The sequence below is a fragment of the Photorhabdus kleinii genome (assembly GCF_025384885.1).
Classification (GTDB): Bacteria; Pseudomonadota; Gammaproteobacteria; order Enterobacterales; family Enterobacteriaceae; genus Photorhabdus; species Photorhabdus kayaii.
This window is the reverse complement of sequence record NZ_JAJAFY010000042.1, coordinates 1-23,914: the sequence shown is the minus strand read 5'-3', so window position 1 is coordinate 23,914 and position 23,914 is coordinate 1. Positions and strand designations below refer to the sequence as shown.

At 42.3% G+C, this 23,914-nt stretch carries 22 protein-coding genes and 2 tRNA genes; 12 read left to right on the top strand and 12 right to left on the bottom strand.

Going from position 1 to position 23,914, the window contains the following annotated elements; all coding sequences use genetic code 11:
- The first annotated feature begins 197 nt into the window (after positions 1–197).
- Complete coding sequence (gene der / locus LG003_RS17335; RefSeq protein ID WP_112876242.1) at positions 198–1,679, top strand: ribosome biogenesis GTPase Der; 1,482 nt, start codon at positions 198–200, stop codon at positions 1,677–1,679.
- Between the two features lie 23 nt (positions 1,680–1,702).
- On the opposite strand, the gene LG003_RS17330 is transcribed toward der, so the two are convergent.
- From LG003_RS17330 to hemF, 3 genes are all read right to left on the bottom strand, one after another.
- Complete coding sequence (locus LG003_RS17330; protein WP_112876241.1) at positions 1,703–2,020, bottom strand: protealysin inhibitor emfourin; 318 nt, start codon at positions 2,018–2,020, stop codon at positions 1,703–1,705.
- A gap of 159 nt (positions 2,021–2,179) precedes the next feature.
- Positions 2,180–3,325, bottom strand: coding sequence for a metalloprotease PrtS (prtS, locus tag LG003_RS17325; RefSeq protein WP_262981261.1), 1,146 nt, complete (start codon positions 3,323–3,325; stop codon positions 2,180–2,182).
- Positions 3,326–3,558: 233 nt separating this feature from the next.
- Complete coding sequence (gene hemF, locus LG003_RS17320) at positions 3,559–4,467, bottom strand: oxygen-dependent coproporphyrinogen oxidase (RefSeq protein WP_112876239.1); 909 nt, start codon at positions 4,465–4,467, stop codon at positions 3,559–3,561.
- Positions 4,468–4,604: 137 nt separating this feature from the next.
- Here hemF and LG003_RS17315 point away from each other — a divergent pair, with 137 nt between their 5' ends.
- Entirely contained in the window at positions 4,605–5,036 is a 432-nt protein-coding gene (locus LG003_RS17315) for a GNAT family acetyltransferase (protein WP_011145692.1), read from the top strand.
- Between the two features lie 45 nt (positions 5,037–5,081).
- Here the strand turns inward: LG003_RS17315 and LG003_RS17310 are convergent, their stop codons facing one another.
- A complete protein-coding gene (locus tag LG003_RS17310; protein ID WP_112876238.1) occupies positions 5,082–5,501 on the bottom strand; it encodes a YgiW/YdeI family stress tolerance OB fold protein in 420 nt (139 codons plus the stop codon).
- A gap of 170 nt (positions 5,502–5,671) precedes the next feature.
- Between LG003_RS17310 and LG003_RS17305 the strand changes: the two genes are divergently transcribed.
- From LG003_RS17305 to cysM, 6 genes are all read left to right on the top strand, one after another.
- Entirely contained in the window at positions 5,672–6,280 is a 609-nt protein-coding gene (locus LG003_RS17305) for an RpoE-regulated lipoprotein (RefSeq protein WP_262981260.1), read from the top strand.
- A gap of 242 nt (positions 6,281–6,522) precedes the next feature.
- The gene (locus LG003_RS17300; protein ID WP_262981259.1) at positions 6,523–7,545 is read left to right on the top strand and encodes a sulfate ABC transporter substrate-binding protein; all 1,023 of its coding nucleotides are present in this window, start codon (positions 6,523–6,525) and stop codon (positions 7,543–7,545) included.
- On the top strand, positions 7,545–8,378 hold the full coding sequence (gene cysT, locus LG003_RS17295; RefSeq protein ID WP_112895214.1) for a sulfate/thiosulfate ABC transporter permease CysT: 834 nt from the start codon (positions 7,545–7,547) through the stop codon (positions 8,376–8,378). The genes LG003_RS17300 and cysT overlap by 1 nt, the downstream gene beginning before the upstream one ends.
- On the top strand, positions 8,378–9,223 hold the full coding sequence (cysW, locus tag LG003_RS17290; protein ID WP_112876234.1) for a sulfate/thiosulfate ABC transporter permease CysW: 846 nt from the start codon (positions 8,378–8,380) through the stop codon (positions 9,221–9,223). Before cysT ends, cysW begins: the two co-directional genes overlap by 1 nt.
- Positions 9,224–9,237: 14 nt before the next feature.
- Complete coding sequence (gene cysA / locus LG003_RS17285; protein WP_112876233.1) at positions 9,238–10,326, top strand: sulfate/thiosulfate ABC transporter ATP-binding protein CysA; 1,089 nt, start codon at positions 9,238–9,240, stop codon at positions 10,324–10,326.
- Between the two features lie 138 nt (positions 10,327–10,464).
- On the top strand, positions 10,465–11,346 hold the full coding sequence (gene cysM, locus LG003_RS17280) for a cysteine synthase CysM (RefSeq protein ID WP_112876257.1): 882 nt from the start codon (positions 10,465–10,467) through the stop codon (positions 11,344–11,346).
- Positions 11,347–11,641: 295 nt separating this feature from the next.
- On the opposite strand, the gene crr is transcribed toward cysM, so the two are convergent.
- The 5 genes from crr to cysZ form a co-directional block, all read right to left on the bottom strand.
- On the bottom strand, positions 11,642–12,151 hold the full coding sequence (crr, locus tag LG003_RS17275; RefSeq protein ID WP_112876232.1) for a PTS glucose transporter subunit IIA: 510 nt from the start codon (positions 12,149–12,151) through the stop codon (positions 11,642–11,644).
- A 48-nt stretch (positions 12,152–12,199) separates the two neighbouring features.
- Entirely contained in the window at positions 12,200–13,927 is a 1,728-nt protein-coding gene (gene ptsI, locus LG003_RS17270) for a phosphoenolpyruvate-protein phosphotransferase PtsI (RefSeq protein ID WP_112876231.1), read from the bottom strand.
- Between the two features lie 172 nt (positions 13,928–14,099).
- Entirely contained in the window at positions 14,100–14,357 is a 258-nt protein-coding gene (ptsH, locus tag LG003_RS17265; RefSeq protein ID WP_262981258.1) for a phosphocarrier protein Hpr, read from the bottom strand.
- Positions 14,358–14,903: 546 nt separating this feature from the next.
- A complete protein-coding gene (cysK, locus tag LG003_RS17260) occupies positions 14,904–15,857 on the bottom strand; it encodes a cysteine synthase A (RefSeq protein ID WP_112876230.1) in 954 nt (317 codons plus the stop codon).
- 114 nt (positions 15,858–15,971) lie between these two features.
- Positions 15,972–16,742 carry a sulfate transporter CysZ gene (cysZ, locus tag LG003_RS17255; RefSeq protein WP_262981257.1) on the bottom strand — a complete coding sequence of 257 codons (771 nt, stop codon included), beginning with the start codon at positions 16,740–16,742 and terminating at the stop codon, positions 15,972–15,974.
- Between the two features lie 220 nt (positions 16,743–16,962).
- On the opposite strand from cysZ, the gene zipA reads away from it, so the two are divergent.
- From zipA to LG003_RS17235, 4 genes are all read left to right on the top strand, one after another.
- Positions 16,963–17,874, top strand: a complete 912-nt coding sequence (gene zipA, locus LG003_RS17250; protein WP_262981256.1) for a cell division protein ZipA — start codon at positions 16,963–16,965, stop codon at positions 17,872–17,874.
- Positions 17,875–17,935: 61 nt separating this feature from the next.
- Positions 17,936–19,954 (top strand): NAD-dependent DNA ligase LigA, encoded by a 2,019-nt coding sequence (gene ligA / locus LG003_RS17245; protein ID WP_262981255.1) that lies wholly within the window; start codon positions 17,936–17,938, stop codon positions 19,952–19,954.
- Between the two features lie 234 nt (positions 19,955–20,188).
- Positions 20,189–21,373, top strand: coding sequence for a NupC/NupG family nucleoside CNT transporter (locus tag LG003_RS17240; protein ID WP_113043643.1), 1,185 nt, complete (start codon positions 20,189–20,191; stop codon positions 21,371–21,373).
- An 83-nt stretch (positions 21,374–21,456) separates the two neighbouring features.
- Positions 21,457–21,672: a DUF3820 family protein gene (locus LG003_RS17235; protein ID WP_011145708.1), complete on the top strand. Its 216-nt coding sequence runs from the start codon at positions 21,457–21,459 to the stop codon at positions 21,670–21,672.
- A 95-nt stretch (positions 21,673–21,767) separates the two neighbouring features.
- Here LG003_RS17235 and LG003_RS17230 read toward each other — a convergent pair.
- From LG003_RS17230 to gltX, 3 genes are all read right to left on the bottom strand, one after another.
- Positions 21,768–21,843: transfer RNA gene (locus tag LG003_RS17230), tRNA-Ala, on the bottom strand.
- A 57-nt stretch (positions 21,844–21,900) separates the two neighbouring features.
- A tRNA-Ala gene (locus LG003_RS17225) sits at positions 21,901–21,976 on the bottom strand.
- Positions 21,977–22,226: 250 nt separating this feature from the next.
- Positions 22,227–23,645 carry a glutamate--tRNA ligase gene (gene gltX / locus LG003_RS17220; protein WP_262981254.1) on the bottom strand — a complete coding sequence of 473 codons (1,419 nt, stop codon included), beginning with the start codon at positions 23,643–23,645 and terminating at the stop codon, positions 22,227–22,229.
- Between the last annotated feature and the right edge of the window lie 269 nt (positions 23,646–23,914).

The following is a 23,914-nucleotide window of genomic DNA, read 5'->3' as shown; positions in this document are numbered from 1 at the left end:
GAGAATCCCCGGGAGCATAGGAAACTATGTGACCGGGGTGAGCGAGTGCAGCCAACAAAGAGGCAACTTGAAAGATAACGGGTATAGTCCTACGGCTCCTGGAGAGAAAGAGAACAGGAGCCGTTTCGTCTTTTTAGTGTTCTGTTGTGGTGAACAGCGGAGTACTAATTTCAAATTAAGTCATGAGGCATCAACAAATGATACCTGTCGTCGCTCTGGTAGGGCGCCCAAATGTGGGTAAGTCCACATTATTTAACCGTTTAACCCGTACAAGAGATGCGCTGGTAGCGGATTTTCCAGGTCTGACTCGCGACCGTAAATATGGTCGAGCTGAGGTTGAGGGGCAGGAATTTATCATCATTGATACCGGTGGTATTGATGGCATCGAAGAGGGTGTGGAAACTCATATGGCAGCTCAATCTTTGATGGCGATTGAAGAGGCCGATATTGTTCTGTTTATGGTAGATGCTCGTGCCGGGCTTATGCCAGCAGACCACACGATAGCAAAACATCTACGTGGTCGCGAAAAAGCTACTTTTTTGGTCGCGAATAAAACTGACGGTGTTGATATTGATACCGCTATTGCTGAATTTTATTCCCTCGGATTGGGGGATATCTATTCTATCGCTGCTTCTCATGGTCGTGGCGTCACCCAACTTATCGAACGAGTACTGTTACCTTTCTCCGGTAAAGGTGAAGAAGACGTGGTTGAGCTGACTGAGGAAGAGGCCAACGCAGCTTATTGGGCAGAGCAGGAACAGAATGAAATTGAGATGGTAGAAGGGGAGGAGGATTTTGATCCATCAACTCTGCCATTGAAATTAGCCATTGTCGGTAAGCCAAATGTGGGCAAGTCTACGTTGACTAACCGTATCTTGGGTGAAGAAAGGGTTGTGGTTTACGATATGCCAGGCACTACCCGTGACAGCATTTATATTCCAATGGAGCGCGATGGCCGTGAATATATCCTTATTGATACCGCGGGGGTACGTAAGCGGGGTAAGATCACTGAAACGGTTGAAAAATTTTCAGTCATAAAAACCCTTCAAGCGATTGAAGATGCTAACGTTGTATTACTGGTTATCGATGCGCGAGAAGGTATTTCCGATCAAGATTTGTCATTATTGGGTTTTATTCTTAATAGTGGGCGCTCATTGGTCATCGCGGTCAATAAATGGGATGGCATGTCACAGGAAGATAAAGAGCGTGTGAAAGAGATGCTGGATTATCGTCTTGGTTTTGTTGACTTTGCCAGAGTACATTTTATCTCTGCTTTGCATGGTAGTGGGGTGGGGAATCTGTTTGACTCGATTCTTGAGGCTTATGATTGCGCCACTCGTCGTGTTAATACTTCACTGCTAACCCGTATCATGCATATGGCCGAAGAAGATCATCAACCGCCGATGATCCGTGGTCGCAGGGTGAAAATGAAATATGCTCATGCTGGTGGTTATAATCCACCAATTGTTGTGATCCACGGTAATCAGGTAACAGATTTGCCTGATTCTTATAAGCGTTATCTGATGAACTATTTCCGCCGATCCCTAAAGGTGATGGGAACGCCCATTCGGATTCAGTTTAAAGAAGGGGCGAATCCCTATGCTGACAAACGTAATACGTTGACACCAAATCAAATGCGTAAACGTAAACGTCTAATGTCGCATCTGAAAAAGCGTTAATGCTAATAGGAAAAGGGGGGTGATTAACCACCCTTTTTGTCGGTGTCCCAGATCTGGGTAATGATTTCCGGTGCATCTGACTCAGGAAGGGTGAAGTGGTGTTCTTCATTTCCATTGATGATACTGAGCAGATAATACTGTTGATCAGGATATGGTGATGGTGGCATAGAATCAGAAAAGTCTTGTTCTATGGCTTGAAGAAATAAGTGCTGTTGGTGCGGAGACAATGATTTTAAATTCACTGTCTTATCTTGGTTAAGGCTAGGTGCGGTGGCAAATCCTCCTTGTAGAGAAATTGTGATTTTACTATCAGTTGTGAGTTTGAGAGTTTTATTATTCATGATATACCAAATTTTTACGGTTATTTTTTAGGTCTCTTTAGTATAGCGTGAAATTCGTCGTTAACAATTTTGGCATCTTCTGTTGGATATATTTTTTATAAGTCAGGTATTACAAATAATAAAATATCGCTGGCGTTAAACCAGCGATATGTTTATAGATTAATCTTCAGTTTTATCTTTAGTTTTGTCCTTATCGCCGCCTTTATCGTCTTTGTCACCGCCCTTATCATCTTTATCTTCTTTCACTTTAACGCCCACTTCTTTCCAGCTATCAATTGTCGCTTTTTCAACATCCTCATCAAATAACTCACGAGCGTGTTTAATTGTTAATTTAGCGAAGGATACGAAGTTAGCATCACGTGCAAGATCTTTATCCAACAATGTGTTGTACCATATTTTTCCTGCTTTCTCCCAGGAATATCCACCTAATTTTGTCGCCAGATTATAGAAGGCTTTATTAGGAATACCTGAATTAATATGCACTCCACCATTGTCTCTATAAATCGGCAGATCTTTATAATCATCCATATGACCAGGCTGCGGATCTTTACCGAGAGTTTCATCATCATATGCGCTGCCGGGGTTTTTCATTGAACGAATCCCTACACCTTTAATATCTTTGCCCAGTAACCCACTGCCTATAACCCAATCTGCTTCGTCAGCTTTTTGTTTCAGATAATGTTGTTTTACTAATGAGCCAAAAACATCCGCTATTGATTCATTTAATGCACCAGACTGAAAGAAATAGACCAGATCCGCTGTTTTCTCAATAACGCCATGAGATAATTCATGGCCGATCACATCAATAGATGTCGTGAAATCATTGAAGGTTTTGCCATCTCCGTCGCCAAATACCATTTGTCCGTTGCCCCAGAATGCATTCATATATTCTTCGCCATAATGCACGGTGGCAATCAATTTCATTCCTTTATCATCTAATGAGTTGCGATTAAATACTTCTTTATAGAAATTGTAAGTTGCTTCTAAATATTTATATGCGTTATCAACTGATTTATCTCCGTTATCTGGTTCTCCTTCATCTCGTACTAATTTTCCTGGCAACTTGCGTTTATTTTCTGCATCGTGAATAGAACGATGTATAGTTGTCTTAGTAACTTTATCATCATCGGAATCATCGGAATCATCGGAATCATCGGAAGATTCTTTAATAACATTGTCCAACATTAAACTCTGAGTGTGATTTAATGTCATTAATACTTTCTTCTTTTCATTGTCATTATTATAAATATTTTGAAGAATGTACGGCGGTATTACGCCTCTGTAGTTATTGTTTTGTATTTGCATAAAATATCTCCTGGAATAAATTTTTAGTTATTAATTAGAGGTACTCTTTAGGTACGGATTCATATTAAACACGTTTCCAGCAGATAGTCATCAGGTCCAACCTGCTTCTTTTATGTTAAGGGGTTGTTAACAATATGTTAAGTTTTTTTGTGTGAGGGATTTTTGCATTGGCTGTAATAAAAATATAAATAGTTAGGAATAGTTTTTTATAATATTCCTAACATGATGGAAAATCATATCCAGTTTTTTGCTGGTAGAAAGTCGGTATATAAAGCGGCTTCTGTAGATTCTGGTTCAGGGTGATAATCATGTTCCCAGCGTACTAATGGTGGCATGGACATTAAGATAGATTCTGTTCGTCCCCCACTTTGTAATCCAAATAAGGTTCCTCTGTCCCAAACGAGGTTAAATTCTACATAGCGACCACGGCGATATAATTGAAATTGCCGTTCACGTTCACCCCATAATATTTCCTTCCTTTTTTCCACAATAGGTAGATAGGCAGAAAGGAAACCTTTACCTATATCTTGAGTAAAATTAAAACAATGTTTGAAGTCAGGTGTATTTAAATCGTCATAGAATAAGCCACCAATTCCACGGGCTTCGTTACGATGTTTAATATAGAAATAATTATCACACCATTCTTTATATTTTGGGTAAACATCTTCTCCATAGGGTCGACATATATTTCTGGCGGTGGTGTGCCAATGAATAGCATCTTCCTTAAAACCATAATAAGGTGTTAAATCAAAACCCCCACCGAACCACCACACTGGCGCTTCACCTTCTTTTTCTGCAATAAAGAACCGAACATTAGCATGGCTGGTTGGTATATAGGGGTTTAAAGGATGAATAACTAGAGAGACGCCTATTGCCTGATAACGGCGACCGACCAATTCAGGACGGTGAGCTGTTGCTGATAAAGGAAGCATATCTCCTGATACATGAGAAAAATTAGCGCCTGCTTGTTCGAATATCGTGCCTTCTTTCATAATTCGACTACGGCCTCCGCCACCTTCTTCTCGTTGCCAGCACTGCTCAGTAAATTTCTCTTTGCCATCTATTTGTTCCAGTTGTTGGCAAATTTCATCCTGTAATGAAAGGAAAAAAGATTTAATCTGATTAATGTTTGGTGTATTCATGGTTCTTTTCCCATTATGGTGTGGTGAGCGTTATATTATAGCTATTAGTGGAAGAGAACGCATTTTCGTATTGATTCCGGTGTTAAAGCGGAGATAATGAGAAAATAGTTATTTCAATAAAAACAGGTTGGTTAGGGATGGAAATTCGGGTATTTCGACAAGATGATTTTGAAGAAGTGATCACCTTATGGGAACGCTGCGATTTACTTAATCCTGGTGTTGATCCTGAAGTGGATATCGAGCGTAAATTGACGCATGATCCTGACCTGTTTTTAGTCGCGGAAGTGGTTGGTGAAGTGGTTGGGACGATTATGGGGGGTTATGATGGTCATCGTGGCTCAGCTTATTATTTGGGAGTTCATCCTGAATTTCGCGGTAGGGGAATTGCTAATGCATTAATTGCCCGATTGGAGAAGAAATTGATTGCCCGTGGTTGCCCAAAAATAGTTCTTATTGTTCCTGAAGATAATGATGCCACTATCTATATGTGTGAAAAACTGGAATATGAAGATCGTCATCAAGAGAGTGTTATTTTCAGTAAACGTTTGATTGTTGATCAGGAATATTGAGTTCAGATATGGCTGAGTGAAAGAATACCACTCAGCCATAAGGCATTAGTTCAATTTGGTGACTTTTTTCACATCAACAGTCATACCATTCCATTCTTTATCGACTTCACCTTCAAGACGGACTCTATCTTGAGGCGTTATCGTTTGGCCATTCCAGTATTTATGATCAACTTCGACTTCAACAATTCCTGCATTATCGCGGAATATGAAGTGATCGCTGTGGATACGGGATTCAATATGTCCTTCCAGCACGACCCAACTGTCATCTCTCATATTTTTAACTTGTTGGGTGGTGGAAACTCTTGCATTTTGATCGACAAAACCACCTTGTGGTGCTGCTTGGACGGGGGGCTGTGCTGAATCAGGACCAGAAAAACCACCAAATTGCGTCTGTGAGGTTTGAGCCAGTGATGGCATACTGAACAAAGCAATCAAAGCGGTGGTTATAAGTGTTTTTTTCATCATATTGACCTTACTGATAGTGATGATTTTTAGGGGGGATAATGATACCGCTAAGTGGTATTTTATCAATAAAATATTCATTTAAGGTGATTAATTTAAACATTCTCTGAAACTAACAATCAGATGTGATGTCTCAGTGCCTATCTCTGTATTGAGTCATAAGGGAACCAGTTATGCAGAAGTATACTTTAACTAACATGTTGTCAGGGTTACGTATTGTCACAATAAGTGGTGCATTGTTATTGGCCGGTTGTACAGGTTCATCGGGTTTTTCATGGTCGCATTTGTCTCCTTTTAGCTGGTTTGGCAGCTCTTTAAAAATCTCAGATCAGGGGGTGGGAGAAATAAATGGTCTGACTGCAATGAATAAAGACGCAATAGAGAAGGGGTTGGATAGAAAGTACCACTTACGCAGTGGCATGGAAACAAAGCATGGTCAATTGGTGACAGTATTTCAAGCAATGGATGGTGATCAATTGAAGATAGCGTTATTTGGTCAGTCCGATGAAAAGGTCAGTCGCATTGAAGTGCTAGATGAAGATATTGAAACCGTCTGGGGAACAAAGGTCGGCATGCCATTTTCGGCACTTTATAGCAAGGCATTTGATGTTTGCCGAAATACGGTGAGTGAGTTAGAGAAGAGCGCTATTGTCTGCGTATCCCCACAGAGCAAACATGTCAGTTATCTGTTTACAGGTCATTGGAATGGCCCTGAAGGATTGATTCCTTCTGATGATGTGCTGAAAAACTGGAAAGTGGAACGTATTATTTGGAAGCGATGAGAATTTCTGATTAAAAACATAAACTGAGTCGGTTTGATGAATTTGATGTTCCTCTTGCGGAGCCGTAATAGGCCCGCATTTTTCATTTAAGAACTTAATTCTTCCTGTCAGCTTATTGCGTTTCATACTTTCTAAGTGCAATTTGGTATATTAAACGGTGATAGTTATCTACCCTGTTATAAATAAACTGGATACATTAGTCACTGGCGCGTTATTTGATGAAATAACGGATAAGGTGAGAAATGAAAAAGTATTCAGTAAAAAATACAATACTAAACGGACTGGTAGTAGTAACTTTATTAGGCAGCAGTCACGCCTCTGCTGTAGAGCTATTAAACAGCTCTTATGATGTTGCGCGTGAGCTATTTTCTGCGCTGAATCCTGAATTTGAAAAACAGTGGAATGAGCAGTATCCACAAGATAAGTTGATAATCAAACAATCCCACGCCGGTTCCTCCAAACAAGCACTGGCAATTCTTCAAGGATTGCGGGCTGATGTGGTGACTTACAATCAGGTAACGGATGTACAAATTTTGCATGATCGTGGCAATCTGCTCTCGGCTGATTGGCAGAACCGCTTGCCAAATAGCAGTTCACCTTACTATTCCACGATGGCGTTTCTTGTGCGTAAAGGTAACCCCAAAAATATTCGTAATTGGGATGATTTAGTGCGTCAGGATGTCAAATTAGTCCTCCCAAACCCTAAAACCTCCGGTAATGGTCGTTATGCTTATTTGGCCGCCTGGGGAGCTATTCAACAGCAAAATGGTGGAGATCAAGGTAAAACTCGCGAATGGATGAAACGTTTCCTGAAAAATGTCGCTGTGTTTGATACTGGCGGTCGCGGGGCAACAACTTCATTTATTGAACGTGGTTTGGGTGATGTACTGATCAGTTTCGAATCTGAAGTAAACAACATTCGCAAGCAGTATAATGGTGATAAGTATGAAGTAATCGTTCCACCGGTAGGTATTCTGGCAGAATTCCCTGTGGCTTGGATTGATCAGCATATTGCGAAAAATGGTACAGAGAAAGCGGCTAAAGCTTATCTGAATTATCTTTATAGCCCACAGGCACAGCAGATCATTACTCGCTTTAATTATCGTGTCAGTAATAAAAACGTGATGGCTCAACAGAGAGCCCGTTTTCCGGAAACTAAGCTGTTTCGATTGGAAGATCAATTTGGTGGTTGGTCACAAGTGATGAAAACTCACTTCAATACTGGCGGTATGCTGGATCAATTGCTGGCCGAGGGGCATAAGTAATGTTTTCGAGATCCAGTAAGCGAGTATTGCCTGGTTTTGGGTTGAGCTTAGGCAGTAGTTTGTTCTATACCTGCTTGATTTTATTGTTACCCTTGAGTGCATTAGTTGTGCAGCTTTCCAGTATGACCTGGGAACAGTATTGGCAGGTGATTGCTAATCCCCAAGTTGTAGCAGCTTATAAAGTGACATTGCTAGCAGCAGCGGTTGCCAGCTTGTTTAATGCGGTGTTTGGTATGTTGATGGCATGGGTTTTAACCCGCTATCGTTTCCTTGGCCGTAGCTTGTTGGATGGTTTGATGGATCTCCCTTTTGCGTTACCTACTGCGGTAGCGGGATTGACATTGGCAACGCTATTCTCTGTGAGTGGTTGGTATGGTTCTTTGCTTGGGCACTTTGATGTGAAAGTAGTGAATACTTGGTTGGGTATTGCGGTAGCGATGGCGTTTACAAGTCTGCCATTTGTAGTGCGAACGATTCAGCCGGTACTTGAAGAGTTAGGGCCAGAATATGAAGAAGCAGCTCAAACATTAGGCGCTAATCGTTGGCAAACTTTCTGGCGGGTTGTATTGCCAGAATTATCCCCGGCTTTAATTGCGGGCACCGCACTCTCTTTTACCCGCAGCTTGGGGGAGTTTGGTGCAGTGATCTTTATTGCCGGTAACATTGCATGGCAAACAGAAGTGGTATCGCTGATGATTTTCATCCGCTTACAGGAGTTTGATTACCCCGCAGCCAGTGCCATCGCATCAGTTATATTGGCAATATCCCTGATATTACTCTTTAGCATTAATACTCTGCAAAGCCGCTTTGGTCGGCGGATTGGAGGGCATTAATGGTTGAATTATCTGAATCTTATGTAGCGCAACGACCACCTGTAAATTGGGCGAAATGGACGTTGATCATAACAAGCGTATTGTTTTCAATCTTACTGTTAGTGATCCCCATTGTCTGGATATTTATGACTGCCTTTTCTAAAGGCGTTGAGATAGTCACTGAGAATCTTTTAGATCCTGATATGTTGCATGCCATCTGGTTAACGATACTGATCGCGTTAATTACCGTTCCGGTAAACCTAATTTTTGGCGTCATGATCGCTTGGCTGGTAACGCGCTTTCAGTTTCCAGGGCGGCAATGTTTATTGACATTGATCGACATTCCGTTTGCTGTTTCGCCGGTTGTAGCTGGTTTGATCTACCTATTGTTTTATGGTTCGAATGGTTGGGCTGGAAGTTTGTTGGAACCCTGTGATATCCAATTGATGTTTTCCTGGCCGGGAATGGCCTTAGTAACGATATTTGTGACTTGTCCTTTCGTTGTTCGAGAGCTGGTGCCGATGATGCTTAGTCAGGGGAGCCAGGAGGATGAAGCTGCAATTTTATTGGGGGCGTCTGGTTGGAAAATGTTTTGGCGGGTGACGTTACCTAATATCCGTTGGGCGTTGTTATATGGTGTGGTTTTGACTAATGCCCGGGCGATTGGTGAATTTGGTGCTGTCTCAGTAGTATCCGGTGCTATTCGTGGTGAAACTTACACATTGCCGTTGCAGGTTGAATTACTGCATCAAGATTACAACACCGTAGGGGCATTTACTGCGGCGGCATTGTTGGCATTGATGGCAATTATCACTTTGATTGTTAAAAGTGCTTTGCAGTGGCGGTTAAGTCGCCAACATGGTTAAGGTAGGAGCAGAATATGAGTATTGAAATTAACAATATCAGTAAATATTTTGGTCGGACTCAGGTTCTGAGCGATATCACTCTGAATGTTTTTTCTGGAGAAATGGTTGCTTTGCTTGGTCCGTCAGGCTCCGGTAAAACAACCTTGTTGAGGATTATTGCTGGTCTGGAACAGCAAACTGCGGGGAAGCTGAGTTTCCACGGGCAAGATGTTAGCCGTATGCATGCTAAAGATCGGCAAGTTGGATTTGTATTTCAGCATTATGCACTGTTTCGGCATATGACCGTGTTTGATAATGTTGCTTTTGGATTGACAGTCCTACCACGACGTAAGCGTCCGAATATGGCGGCTATCCGCCGTAAGGTTATGGAGTTGTTGGAGATGGTGCAATTGACGCATTTTGCTGAACGCTATCCATCACAACTTTCTGGTGGGCAGAGACAGCGGGTAGCGTTGGCAAGAGCATTGGCTGTTGAACCACAAATTCTATTACTCGATGAGCCATTTGGTGCATTGGATGCTCAGGTAAGAATGGAATTACGCCGTTGGCTACGTCAGCTCCATGAAGAACTTAAATTTACCAGTGTCTTTGTCACTCACGATCAGGAAGAGGCGATGGAAGTGGCTGACCGGGTTGTTGTTATGAGGCAAGGGAATATTGAACAGGTAGGTACGCCCCAAGATGTATGGCGTTATCCGGCAAGCCGTTTTGTGATGGAGTTCTTGGGTGAGGTCAATCATTTTAGTGGGGAAATTAAAGGCTCTCAGCTGTTGATTGGCGGGCAGCACTTGCCTCTCAATGTGACGCCAATCCATCAGGGGAATGTTGATGTATTCTTGCGTCCGTGGGATATCATGATGAACTCGCAACCGACACTTTCTAGTCCATTGCCAGTACAGGTGACTGAGGTCAGTCCTAGAGGGCATTTCTGGCAGCTTTCGGTTCAGCCCCTAGGCTGGCATCATGAATCGGTTGCTATTATTTGGTTTGATGAAACTTCAGTACCCACAAGAGGAAACTGTTATTTTATTGGTGGCACTGAGGCGCGTTTATATGCGGGTGATAAACAATTGCAAACACTGAGTTTAGCCCAAACTGCCTGATAATTATTGAGATTTGGTTGGTACCATTTTGCTCATCGCCTTACCGCCAGGGATGGGCATTTTTTATTTAGGGTCTTGCGATATATGTCTGAATATGGTTATTTCGCATTTCTATTAAATAAAATTTGGGTAATAGCTGTGGCAAGTTTGGAACATTTTATAGGGAACACCCCACTAGTAAAATTACAACGAATGACCGATAGGCTAGGTGTAGAAATATGGGTGAAACTTGAAGGTAATAATCCGGCAGGCTCGATAAAAGACAGAACAGCGCTATCAATGATTCAGCAAGCTGAATTGCGGGGTGAGATTTCTCCCGGTGACGTATTAATTGAAGCCACTAGCGGAAATACGGGTATTGCGTTAGCAATGATTGCCGCAGTAAAAGGTTATCACCTTAAATTACTGATGCCTGATAATATGAGCCTTGAGCGTCAAGCTTCTATGCGAGCTTATGGTGCAGAACTGATTTTGGTGAGTAGCGCAATGGGCATGGAAGGCGCACGTGATTTAGCTCAGCAAATGGAGCGTAATGGTGAAGGTAAAGTACTTGATCAATTCAATAACCCGGATAATCCTTTAGCGCATTTTACGACGACAGGGCCGGAAATTTGGCAGCAGACGCAAGGGCGTATTACACATTTTGTTTCCAGTATGGGAACGACAGGAACTATTACCGGTGTTAGCCGCTATTTAAAAAGCCAGTCTAATAGTGTACAGATTATTGGCTTACAACCAGCGGCGGATAGCCATATTCCAGGTATTCGCCGTTGGTCGCCGGCTTATTTGCCTGGCATTTTTCGCAAGGAGTTAGTTGATCAAGTGTTGGATATCACTCAGAAAGAAGCTGAAGATACCATGCGTTTGTTAGCTCAGAAAGAAGGGATTTTCTGTGGGGTTAGTTCCGGCGGTGCTGTTGCCGGAGCATTAAGTGTTGCGGTACAAAATCCAGGTTCTGTCATTGTTGCCATTATCTGCGACCGTGGTGACAGATACCTTTCTACCGGGGTATTTAATTAATCTGGTTATATATCCGTCATCTTTCAAGTTGCCTCTTTGTTGGCTGCGCTCACTCACCCCGGTCACATAGTTATCTATGCTCCCGGGGATTCGCTCCCTTGCCGTCGCGATGCATCTTGAAATCCATAGGGTATACATTCATCGTGAGTAGAGTAAAAGAGGTGGGTAAGCTCTGCTCACACTAGCCAATTCCTAAATAGAAAACGATGTAAATTGAAAATAAGGGATAAAAAAACAGCCGCGATTGTCGGCCGTTTTTTAATATGAAAATGGTATTGTAACAGTTAAAGTGTTGCTACTTTTTAATACGCATAATGGGTGTTTCACCAACAGTGACAGAACCACTCAACTTGAATAACTCTTTAATCTCATCCATGTTGGAAATAACAACAGGTGTCAGGGTCGATTTTGCTCTCTCTTCAAGGAATTTAAGATCGAATTCCAAAACTAAATCACCTTTTTGTACACGCTGACCTTCTTCAGCAATACGTTTAAAGCCTTCGCCTTTAAGCTCAACCGTATCAATACCAAAATGGACAAATAGCTCAATACCGCTGTCCGATTCGATAGAAAATGCATGGTTGGTTTCAAATATTTTACCGATTGTTCCATCAACTGGTGCAACTATCTTGTTGCCGGCGGGTTTTATAGCGATACCATCGCCGACAATTTTCTCGGCGAAGACAACATCTGGAACATCTTCAATATTGACAATCTCACCAGATAAAGGCGCGATAATTTCAATAGTGCCGCTGTTTTTTTTATCATCTGAAACTAGAGATTTCAGTTTATCAAACAGACCCATGAATCTTCTCCTAATTGTTTATACTGGACCGCGTTTTAACCGATATTGTTAGCAAAGTGTTTTTTCTTTGATGAAGGTATCAACCAATTCTATCAACCCCTTAGCGGTAGACTGAGAAAGGGCTTGCTCAGCTAGCGCTTTTGCATCTTCGTAACGAGTATTACGAATGATTTTCTTGATGCGGGGAATAGAAATCGCACTCATACTAAACTCATCCAGCCCCATGCCTAATAGCAACAAGGTAGCACGTTCATCACCTGCAAGCTCGCCACACATCCCCGTCCATTTACCTTCAGCGTGTGAAGCATCGATGGTTTGCTTAATCAGGCTCAATACTGCTGGTAGCATCGGGTTATAAAGATGAGAAATCAACTCGTTACCGCGGTCTACAGCAAGAGTATACTGAGTTAGATCGTTTGTCCCAATACTGAAAAAGTCAACTTCTTTTGCCAGGTGATGAGCAATAACTGCTGAAGCTGGTGTTTCTATCATCACACCCACTTCGATTGCTTCATCGAATTTTTTACCTTCTTCGCGAAGCTGGCCTTTCAGTAATTCAAGTTCTACTTTCAGTTCCTGTACTTCTTCTACAGAAATAATCATTGGGAACATAATACGTAATTTACCGAAAGCAGATGCACGTAAGATAGCACGTAACTGAGAATGTAAGATCTCTTTTCGATCAAGGCAAATACGAATTGCACGCCAACCAAGGAATGGGTTCTCTTCTTTCGGTAGATTCATATAGGGCAGATTTTTATCACCACCGATATCCATCGTACGTATAATAACCGCCTGGCTGCCTATTGCCTCGGCAACGGCTTTATAAGCTTGGAACTGTTCTTCTTCTGTTGGCAGTGCATCACGATCCATAAACAGAAATTCTGTACGGTATAAACCGACACCTTCGGCACCATTGCGTTCAGCGCCGATCACATCACGGACGGTACCGATATTGGCACAGACTTCAACCTGATGACCATCAAGAGTCATTGCCGGGAGATCTTTCAACTTTGCAAGTTCAGCTTTTTCTGACAGATATTCGTTTTTGGTCTTTTTAAGCTGTTCAATTTCTGCATCAGACGGGTTGATGTAAATATGGTTATTTACTGCGTCCAGGATTAGGTAATCACCATTCTGGATTGTCGCCGTCGCCTGGGTGGTACCCACGATCGCGGGCAGTTCAAGAGAGCGGGCCATGATTGACGTGTGAGAAGTTCGACCACCTAAATCGGTAATAAAACCGAGTACTTTTTCCAGATTGAGTTGTGCGGTTTCAGATGGAGTCAGGTCGTTGGCAACCAGAATGACTTCCTCTGAAATTGAGCCAAGATCAACAATGGGCATACCCAGAATGTTTTTCAGCAAGCGTTTACCGATATCACGTACGTCTGTGGCACGTTCTTTCAGGTATTCATCATCTAATTCTTCAAGGGCTTGGGCTTGGGTTTCAATAACGGAGTAGACCGCAGCATCCGCAGTTTTGAAATCGTTTTTGATTAACGTAATAATTTCTTGCTCAAGTTCTTCATCTTCCAATAGCATGATATGCCCTTCGAAGATTTCAGCTTTTTCTTCTCCGAGGTTTTTTGCTGCTATATTCTTGATGATTTCTAGCTGAGATGAGGCTTTTTCACGACCTTGCTTGAAATGGAAAATTTCTTGTTCGACTTGCTCTTGGCTGATTTTTTTCTGATTGATAATGATTGTGTCTTCTTTCAGTAATAGTGCCTTACCGAAAGCAATGCCTGGTGATACTAATATGCCTGAAATCATGATGTTACCTAACTACTAATAATTATTCTTTAAAGAGCCAGCCCGCAGATGGTTTGCTGTTTTAGGACATGCATTTAAACTGATATCCCCAGATAAAAGTTTATCCGGGGATGAGGAACGGCTAAGTGAATACCTGTTTATATCTTGGCTGGCTTTGCGGTTTAATGGAAAGTTATTCCAGTTCTGCCATCAACTTAACCAGATGCTCGATTGCTTTTTGCTCATCTTCACCTTCAGCAGAAATGGTCACTACAGTGCCTTGAGCGAGTCCCAAAGTTTGTAACTTAAACAGGCTTTTAGCACTGGCAGTTTTACCACCGGAAGTCAGTGTAATGTCGGAGGAGAAACTTTTGGCTTCTTTAACAAACTGTGCAGCGGGACGGGTGTGTAGGCCATTTGGCGCAGTAATAGTGACTTCTTGCTGGAACATAACGTTTCCTCAATAACTTAGATTTTTGCTATGTAAGTTAAGAACTTGTAATGGACAAATTTTAACTTGAGTGTTTATTCACTGCCTATCCCATTTAAGACGATTTTATTTACTTAAAGAACGAACTGAGTAATGTTCGGGTAAAAGCAATAATAGCTCTTGAACGTTCTTTAGTACGACTCGTAAGTTCCGGGTCATTGTGCTGTATTCACTTTTACGGGTAAGAATGAACAGCACTAACTACGTCTACTGAGATAGACTCTCAGGTTGATAATGTAATAAAAATTTTTATTCATTATCAAAAAAATTGTTCTTTCCGATGCTTCTAATTGATAGTTTGAAGTAAAGATAGATCGCGGAACTACTTAACTGAAACTACTACTCCTGTTAATTAATTTCGAGCATCGAAATAATTATTATTGGTTAAATACTAGACCCATTGTAAGAAATCATCTAGCAAAGTGTAAAAATTTGATCTACCACACAGAAAAAGCACCATTTAGGTGCTTTTTTATCAATAAATCTAAGTAAGTTACTTAAAAACTTTTATTCATCAGACAAGTCAGTAAACAGTACACTGCTTAAATAGCGTTCACCTGATGAAGCCAGAATAACGACGATATTTTTGTCTTTATATTCTGGTTCCTGAGAAAGCTTCACTGCTGCTGCAACGGTAGCACCCGAGGAAATACCTACCAAAATTCCCTCTTTCACCATGATTTCACGTGCGGTTTTGATCGCTTCCTCACTGCTGATTTTGAAAACGCGATCAACCAGTGTCAAATCAAGGTTATCTGGAATGAAACCTGCGCCAATACCTTGAATCTTATGGGGACCCGGTTTCACTTCTTCACCGGCCAGAGTCTGGCTGATGACAGGTGATTCTTCAGGTTCTACGGCAACCGAGGTGATATTTTTACCTTTGGTGTTTTTCAGGTAACGGGTGACACCTGTTAATGTACCGCCAGTCCCTACACCGGTAACAAATACATCCACTTCACCGTCTGTGTCTTCCCAGATTTCCGGGCCTGTGGTTTTTTCATGGATTTCTGGGTTTGCCGGATTGCTAAATTGTTGCAGGATAATATAGCGGTCGGGATCGCTGTCTTTGATTTCATTGGCTTTCTCAATGGCACCTTTCATACCTTTAGCGCCTTCCGTCAGCACCAGTTGCGCGCCTAATGCTTTCAATAGCTTGCGGCGTTCAATACTCATGGTTTCTGGCATGGTCAGCGTTAATTTGTAGCCCCGAGCGGCGGCAACATAAGCAAGGGCGATCCCGGTATTACCGCTGGTAGGTTCTACCAACTCTTTCCCTGGTTGTAGGATACCGCGTTTTTCAGCATCCCAAATCATATTGGAACCAATGCGACATTTTACACTAAAACTTGGGTTACGGGATTCTACTTTTACCAGAATACGCCCATTGCCAAAGTGTTTTAGGCGAATTAACGGGGTACGACCAATAGTCAAAGAATTATCTTCGTAAATTTTACTCATACTCGTCTTTCAACTCCCTTTAGTGATATCCGGTCAACAATACGCCAACAACCGGTTAATGGAAATATAACTTAAATATATTTTTATTGTCTAAAAGAATAACTTAAATGAATATCACGGCATAATACGAGGAGCGTGTTGATCTCGATAGCGATCAACCCACATTGCTGTCGCTGCACATACGGCAATAGGCATAATCACCAAATTGACAATGGGTATCATGGTTAAAATACTCACTGTTGCGCCAAATTGCAGATTAATTATTTTGTTTTGGCGAAGGACCCTACGCATTGTTGGAAAACTGACTTTGTGGTTATCAAAGGGGTAATCACAATACTGAATTGATAGCATCCAGGCACTGAAAATAAACCAAAGCACAGGTGCAACAGTCTGTCCGATAACAGGAATAAAATAGAGTAGCAATAAGACCATAGCGCGTGGAATATAGTAGCACAGCTTGGCTAATTCCCGTTTCAGGATACGTGGAACATCTTTGAAAAGTGCTATAACGCCGGTATCCGGTGCGGGGGTTCCTGTTAAATCCGCTTCCAGTTTTTCTGCCAGCAAACCATTGAATGGCGCTGCGATAAAATTTGCTATGGTGCTGAAAAAGTAAGTAAAAATCAGCAAAACAGAGAGCACGGCCAGCGGCCATAAAATATAACTGAGCCACTGCATCCAATCCGGTATTTTGCTCACTATCCAATGGATCCAGTTCTCCAGTTTCTGATAGAACCACCAAAATGAACCGCCGAGAAACAAAATATTTGCCAACAAAGGCAATAGAACAAATCTTTTAATGCCTGAACGGGTAATTAATTTGCAACCTTGCATCAAATACTGAAAGCCGCTCAAATTTTTTGGCGATTTTGTCAAATTCAGCATACTTCCTATTCTCTCTTGTGTGATTGAAACGCTATCATATAGGCAGGATTTTCGACTGACTAGTATTGTTCTGTATAAAAAAAATGCAAAAGAGGCTTATTAGGCATTTTTCTGATAAGAAAAGTGTGTATAAGCTTGCACTTGTGTTATTTGACAAATACAGTTAATACAGAAAATATTCCGCCGTGGTGGCATACTTAATTAAACAACAGAGATAGCAATGATGCAGGATTTGCGTCTGATATTAATCATTGTTGGTGCGATAGCAATAATAGCTTTGCTGTTACATGGGTTGTGGACCAGCCGTAAAGAGCGTTCTTCGCTTTTTCGTAATCGCCCAGTTAAACGTCATAAACATGATCGTCAGAATAGTTTCGTCGATGACAGTGACGATGAAGCGTTCGACAATCAGCAAAAGCCTTATGCCCATAAGCAGGTGAAATCTCATCAGGAGTATAACGCTGAGTCAGCTATCGAACGCCGTCAGCAAAAGTTGACTGAAATTGATGCTGCAACGCCTGAAGAAAGCGATGATCCATTGCTGGCGAGCCGTCAGCCTGAAACGACAGCGAGAAAAGCCGTCGTAGAAGAGCAGGAACCCCAGCTCGGTCTGTTTGAATTTGAAGGGCAGAATGAGTCTGAAAGAAACGGATCTGTGATTGAAGGAAAATCTCAGGAAGCAGCTGGCGAAAAAGAAGCTCAGACTAAAGTGAAAGAAATTGTTTTGGTTCTTCACGTAGCAGCACACCACGGTCAGGAATTGAATGGTGAATCCTTGCTGCAAAGTATTCTACAATCTGGCTTCCAGTTTGGGGAAATGCAGATTTTTCATCGTCACGTGAACCCATCAGGTAGTGGCCCGGTCCTGTTTAGTCTGGCAAATATGGTGAAACCGGGTTCATTTAATCCTGAAACAATGGTTGATTTTACGACTCCAGGGGTTTCCATATTTATGGTGGTCCCTTCTTACGGAGAATCTAATCAGAATTTTAAACTGATGTTGCAGGCGGCCCAGCGTATTGCTTCTGATGTTGGGGGTGTGGTGCTTGACGATGAGCGAAAAATGCTGACACCGCAAAAAATCGAATTGTATAAGGCACGTATTCGCAGCACACTTGGTGTTCAGGTATAATCAATTTATCGAATGTTCAAGCCCCCGCCAGTCGGGGGCTTTTTATCGCTGGTTATAAATCATGAAATCAACTGCTCAACAAATAGAAAAGCTCAGAACAACACTGCGTCATCATGAATATCTGTATCACGTCATGGATGCACCAGAGATCCCTGATGCAGAATATGATCGGTTAATGCAGGAATTGGAGGATCTTGAAGAACAATACCCTGAGTTGATTACATCGGATTCACCAACGCAGCGGATTGGAGCTGCTCCTCTGACGGCTTTTGAACAAGTCCGCCATGAAATTCCTATGTTGTCACTGGATAACGTATTTGATGAAGAGAGTTATCTGGCGTTTGATAAGCGGGTACGTGACCGCCTGAAAGAAACTCAGGATTTAGAAGTGTGCTGTGAGCTGAAACTGGATGGTTTGGCTGTCAGCCTGTTGTATGAAAATGGTGAGTTGGTACGGGCTGCAACCCGTGGTGATGGTACAACAGGGGAAAATATTACATCAAATATACGGACTATCGGCGCAATTCCACTGCGTCTATTCGGCGAAAATATTCCAACTCGTATTGAAATTCGCGGTGAAGTTTTCATGCCGCAAAAAGGGTTTGAGAAACTGAATGAGGAAGCTCGCCGCACGGGTGCAAAAGTATTTGCTAACCCACGTAATGCGGCGGCTGGCTCTCTACGTCAGCTCGATCCTCGTATTACGGCCAAACGCCCATTGGCTTTCTTCTGTTATGGTGTTGGTATATTGGAGGGGGGCGAGTTACTAGCCAGTCACTACGAGCGATTGATACAGTTTAAGAAATGGGGATTGCCGGTCAGCGATAAAGTTAAAGTTTGTACCGATAGTCAACAGGTTATTGATTTTTATCATGATATTGTAAACCAGCGTTCCGCATTGGGGTTTGATATCGATGGTGTTGTTGTCAAAATCAATTCGCTGGAGTTACAGGAAACATTAGGCTTTGTTGCCCGTGCGCCCCGTTGGGCCACGGCATTCAAATTTCCTGCACAGGAGCAAATGACGATTGTTCGTGATGTTGAGTTTCAGGTTGGTCGTACTGGCGCAATCACACCGGTAGCACGTCTGGAGCCAGTGCAGGTCTCTGGTGTAATTGTCAGTAATGCAACATTGCACAATGCGGATGAGATTGAACGTTTAGGTTTGCGGATTGGCGATACGGTTATTATCCGCCGTGCTGGTGATGTGATTCCACAAGTTGTCGGTGTTTTGGAAGAGAGAAGGCCACAGGACAGTAATGAAGTTGTTTTCCCTGAACATTGCCCGGTATGTGGGGCAGATATTGAAAGGATTGAAGGGGAAGCTGTCGCGCGTTGTACGGGGGGATTGGTGTGTGGTGCTCAGCGTAAAGAAGCGCTTAGACATTTTGTTTCCCGTCGGGCGATGGATGTTGACGGCATGGGAGAAAAGATTATCGATCAGCTAGTGGATAAAGAGTATGTCAAAACCCCGGCAGATCTTTTCAGGCTGACGGCGGGCAAGTTGACTGGGCTTGATCGTATGGGGCCGAAATCTGCCCAGAATGTAGTAGATGCGTTGGAAAAAGCAAAAAGAACCACCTTTGCCCGTTTCCTTTATGCATTGGGTATCCGTGAAGTTGGGGAAACGACCGCTGCTAATCTGGCTGCTCACTTTGGCGAACTGGATAAATTACGTTCCGCTGATGAGGAAGCATTGAAAGAGGTTCAGGATGTTGGCGAAGTGGTGGCGAAACATGTCGTTAACTTCTTCATTGAACCTCATAACCAAACAGTCATTGACGATCTGATTGATAATATCGGTATCAACTGGGAACCGGTCGTCGTAACCAAGGCTGAGAAGATTGACAGCCCATTTTCGGGTAAAACAGTTGTGTTGACAGGTTCATTGCATCAGTTATCCAGGGATGAAGCTAAAGCTAAGCTTGCTGCTCTTGGGGCAAAAGTGACAGGCAGCGTTTCTAAAAAAACAGATTTGGTGATTGCGGGTGAAGCTGCCGGTTCAAAGTTAGCTAAAGCTAATGAGTTGAATATTCCGGTTATTGATGAAGAAGAAATGATTCGTTTATTGGGTGAATAACTTTTTATTTACATACTGATTATTGAGAGTTTTTCTCAATAATCAGTTATACGTTATAAGGTGTTTTTAAAACTTATCTTATACGATTCAGCTAAAAATGTGATCAGACACATTAAGTAAAGATTTACAGTAAGAATTATTTCAGTTTAATGTGATACTTATCCTCATTTACTCACCTTTTATTACATAGAATGCATTTATAAAAACTCGCTTTCTATCGTGTTTGGAGTAGATATGTCTCAAATCTTGCATTTCTTTTTAGCTTTAATTGTCATTGGCGGCCTTGCTATTTTGGCGAGTAGTGACCGTAAAAGTATTCGGCCTCGCTATGTTATTCAATTGCTTGTTATTGAACTTATCTTGGCTTGGTTTTTCCTGAATTCTGGTATTGGTCAGGAATTTGTCATGGGATTTGCTGGTTTGTTTGAGCATTTACTGAAATATGCGGGTGAAGGGACTGAATTCATTTTTGGCGGCATGATGGATGCAAAACTGGCATTCTTCTTTCTGAATGTATTGTGTCCGATTATCTTTATTTCCGCGTTGATTGGTATTTTGCAGCATATCAAACTATTGCCAATCATCATCCGGGTTATTGGTACCCTGCTGTCTAAAGTCAACGGCATGGGGAAACTGGAATCATTTAACGCAGTCAGCTCTCTGATACTTGGGCAGTCTGAAAACTTCATTGCTTATAAAGATGTATTGGGAAAAATGTCTGAGCGTCGCATGTACACGATGGCTGCGACAGCAATGTCAACGGTTTCTATGTCGATCGTTGGTGCTTACATGACAATTTTAGCGCCTAAATATGTTGTGGCGGCACTGGTGCTTAATATGTTCAGTACCTTTATCATCCTATCATTGATTAACCCGTATGCTGTTGACAGTGAAGAAGATATTCAGATGAGCAATCTTCACGAAGGCCAAAGTTTTTTCGAAATGCTAGGTGAATATATTTTGGCGGGTTTCAAGGTGGCCCTCATTGTCGCAGCTATGTTGATTGGTTTCATTGCCCTGATTGCGGCTGTTAATGCGTTGTTCAGCATGGTGTTTGAAAAGAGCTTCCAGGAAATGCTCGGTTATGTGTTTTATCCATTTGCTTGGGTGATTGGGATTCCTACAGATGAAGCATTGAAGGTTGGTAGTGTCATGGCAACCAAATTAGTTGCTAACGAATTTGTGGCAATGCACAGCTTACAATCCATTGCGACAGAACTTTCTCCTCGTTCACAGGGTATTTTGTCGGTATTCTTGGTTTCTTTTGCTAACTTCTCTTCCATTGGGATTGTGGCAGGTGCGATTAAAGGCTTGAATGAGAAACAGGGTAATGTCGTTTCCCGCTTTGGTTTGAAACTACTGTTTGGTTCAACGCTTGTCAGTTTCTTGTCTGCGGCTATTGCAGGTTTGGTACTGTAAAAGATAACGTTTTATCATGGAATGTTGCATCATGGATGATGCAATTTCCCTTTCACCTATTTCTCCTTATAGACGTACAAATTATGGAAAAAGAGAACCTGATAGAAATTGCTAATACTGCAATGCCGTTCGGTAAATACAAAGGGCGTATGCTCATTGACTTACCGGAAGAGTATTTGTTGTGGTTTGCTCGTAAGGGTGAATTTCCACAAGGTAAATTGGGTGCGCTGATGGAGATGACTTTAGCAATAAAACTAGAGGGACTAGATTCGTTGGTGAAGCCATTGAAAAAAGGTTAGCTAAGGTTGGCGTTTGTTTTTTAATCGATAATGGCGGTTAGACATGGTAACAACCAAAAGGCCCTGAAGGCATAGCTTTCAGGGCCTGATAATTTTGGTGGAGCTAAGCGGGATCGAACCGCTGACCTCTTGCATGCCATGCAAGCGCTCTCCCAGCTGAGCTATAGCCCCACGAGCGTGGTATTTCCTAATTTTAGTGCCAAATACCTTATTACAATATAAAGGATTTGGTGGAGCTAAGCGGGATCGAACCGCTGACCTCTTGCATGCCATGCAAGCGCTCTCCCAGCTGAGCTATAGCCCCAATCAAAATTAATGGAACGGGGCGCATAATATGAAACCTTGCAAATACTGTCAACGGCTAACTTATCATTCTCACAACAAGCGTTGAAAAAGCCATCAACTTTATAATCAATTAGCAAAATAGAGACTGAGCAATGGGTTGAAGTAAAATAGAAGGTGCTTGGGAAAGTGGTAAAAAGGTAGCAATTAAATGAGATTTTCTGAAAATAAAAAGGCATCACATGTGATAAGTGATGCCTTGGGTGCATTAATTAGGATTGAGTTTCACGTTGAGCAATGAATTCCAGCGCTTGATTGATACGGGATAAAATACGGGTTTGCCCGATAGCGTGAATAGTGACATCCACACCTGGGGATTGACCTGCACCGGTAGCCGCAACCCGCAATGGCATACCGACTTTACCCATACCGACTTCTAGCTCATCAGCGGTGGATTGAATGGCATGGTGCACATTTTCTGGTGTCCAATCAGTAATTGAAGCCAGCTTTGCATGGACAACTTCAAGAGGCTGACGGGCAACTGGGCGCAAATGTTTCTTCGCCGCATCGGCATCAAATTCAGCAAAATCTTCATAAAAATAGCGGCAGGATTCCGCCATCTCTTTCAGAGTTTTACAACGTTCGCCCAGTAATTTAATTAGATCAACCAACTGTGGACCATGACGGGTATCAATACCTTGTTGCTCAATATGCCATGCTAGATGAACGGCAACTTTCTCTGGCGGTAGGGTATTAATATAGTGATGGTTCAACCATTGCAATTTTTCGGTATTGAATGCACTGGCGGATTTATTGATGGCATCCAGGCTGAACAGCTCAGTCATTTCTTCAATGCTGAAAATTTCTTGATCGCCGTGCGACCAACCCAAACGAACCAGATAATTCAGCAGTGCTTCTGGCAGATAGCCATCATCACGGTATTGCATAACGCTCACTGCACCGTGACGTTTGGATAATTTTTTACCGTCATCACCTAGAATCATCGAAACGTGTGCATATTCTGGCACGGGAGCGCCTAGTGCTTTCAGGATATTGATTTGGCGAGGCGTATTATTGATATGGTCTTCACCGCGGATGACATGGGTGATCTCCATATCCCAGTCATCGATAACAACACAGAAATTATACGTTGGTGAGCCATCGGTACGACGGATAATCAGATCATCAAGTTCCTGATTACTGAACTCGATGGGGCCTCGGATACGATCATTAAAAACAACAGAACCTTCCTGTGGATTGCGGAAACGGACGACATGGGGTTGATCTGGGTTATGTTGACATAGATTATCACGGCAATGGCCGTCATAACGCGGTTTCTCGCCATTTGCCATTTGAGTTTCCCGCAGTTCTTCCAGACGCACTTTAGAACAATAGCAGCGATAGGCACTCCCTTGTTCTAGCATTTGATCAATTGCCTGATGATAACGATCAAAACGTTTCGTCTGATAATAAGGGCCTTCATCCCAATTCAGATTTAACCAGTTCATACCGTCCATAATGGCATTGATAGCTTCCTGAGTTGAGCGTTCAAGGTCAGTATCTTCGATACGCAATACAAATTCGCCTTTGTTATGGCGGCTATATAACCAGGAATAAAGTGCGGTACGAGCACCGCCAACATGAAGATAGCCAGTTGGGCTTGGTGCGAAACGGGTTTTAATTTTACTCATCGGGGATTGCCTTAATTACGTTTCACTTTTCAATGAACGTTATTGGTGATTTAAAGTAATAAAAGTGGGGGTCATTTTATCACTGCACCTTAATTCCTCAATGCTGTTAACGGGAAGTTGTTGAGGAAAGTCAGTGTACTTGTCTAAACTGTACCCTATAGTGATGATAATTATCTCACCCTTGTTTAATTTTGAGACGAACGATATTTTTCTCTAGAAAAAGCGTTGACTCACTCTGAACTATCCCTATAATGCGACTCCATCACGAC

Bases quoted from the DNA above. Each gene is read 5' to 3' on its own strand.
- cysT (WP_112895214.1), top strand. From the start codon at position 7,545: ATGTTTTCGAGATCCAGTAAGCGAGTATTGCCTGGTTTTGGGTTGAGC.
- cysA (WP_112876233.1), top strand. From the start codon at position 9,238: ATGAGTATTGAAATTAACAATATCAGTAAATATTTTGGTCGGACTCAG.
- ptsH (WP_262981258.1), bottom strand. From the start codon at position 14,357: ATGTTCCAGCAAGAAGTCACTATTACTGCGCCAAATGGCCTACACACC.
- ptsI (WP_112876231.1), bottom strand. From the start codon at position 13,927: ATGATTTCAGGCATATTAGTATCACCAGGCATTGCTTTCGGTAAGGCA.
- LG003_RS17240 (WP_113043643.1), top strand. From the start codon at position 20,189: ATGTCTCAAATCTTGCATTTCTTTTTAGCTTTAATTGTCATTGGCGGC.
- cysW (WP_112876234.1), top strand. From the start codon at position 8,378: ATGGTTGAATTATCTGAATCTTATGTAGCGCAACGACCACCTGTAAAT.
- LG003_RS17235 (WP_011145708.1), top strand. From the start codon at position 21,457: ATGGAAAAAGAGAACCTGATAGAAATTGCTAATACTGCAATGCCGTTC.
- ligA (WP_262981255.1), top strand. From the start codon at position 17,936: ATGAAATCAACTGCTCAACAAATAGAAAAGCTCAGAACAACACTGCGT.
- cysK (WP_112876230.1), bottom strand. From the start codon at position 15,857: ATGAGTAAAATTTACGAAGATAATTCTTTGACTATTGGTCGTACCCCG.
- crr (WP_112876232.1), bottom strand. From the start codon at position 12,151: ATGGGTCTGTTTGATAAACTGAAATCTCTAGTTTCAGATGATAAAAAA.
- LG003_RS17305 (WP_262981260.1), top strand. From the start codon at position 5,672: ATGCAGAAGTATACTTTAACTAACATGTTGTCAGGGTTACGTATTGTC.
- LG003_RS17315 (WP_011145692.1), top strand. From the start codon at position 4,605: ATGGAAATTCGGGTATTTCGACAAGATGATTTTGAAGAAGTGATCACC.
- LG003_RS17330 (WP_112876241.1), bottom strand. From the start codon at position 2,020: ATGAATAATAAAACTCTCAAACTCACAACTGATAGTAAAATCACAATT.
- LG003_RS17310 (WP_112876238.1), bottom strand. From the start codon at position 5,501: ATGATGAAAAAAACACTTATAACCACCGCTTTGATTGCTTTGTTCAGT.
- LG003_RS17300 (WP_262981259.1), top strand. From the start codon at position 6,523: ATGAAAAAGTATTCAGTAAAAAATACAATACTAAACGGACTGGTAGTA.
- gltX (WP_262981254.1), bottom strand. From the start codon at position 23,645: ATGAGTAAAATTAAAACCCGTTTCGCACCAAGCCCAACTGGCTATCTT.
- cysZ (WP_262981257.1), bottom strand. From the start codon at position 16,742: ATGCTGAATTTGACAAAATCGCCAAAAAATTTGAGCGGCTTTCAGTAT.
- prtS (WP_262981261.1), bottom strand. From the start codon at position 3,325: ATGCAAATACAAAACAATAACTACAGAGGCGTAATACCGCCGTACATT.
- zipA (WP_262981256.1), top strand. From the start codon at position 16,963: ATGATGCAGGATTTGCGTCTGATATTAATCATTGTTGGTGCGATAGCA.
- der (WP_112876242.1), top strand. From the start codon at position 198: ATGATACCTGTCGTCGCTCTGGTAGGGCGCCCAAATGTGGGTAAGTCC.
- hemF (WP_112876239.1), bottom strand. From the start codon at position 4,467: ATGAATACACCAAACATTAATCAGATTAAATCTTTTTTCCTTTCATTA.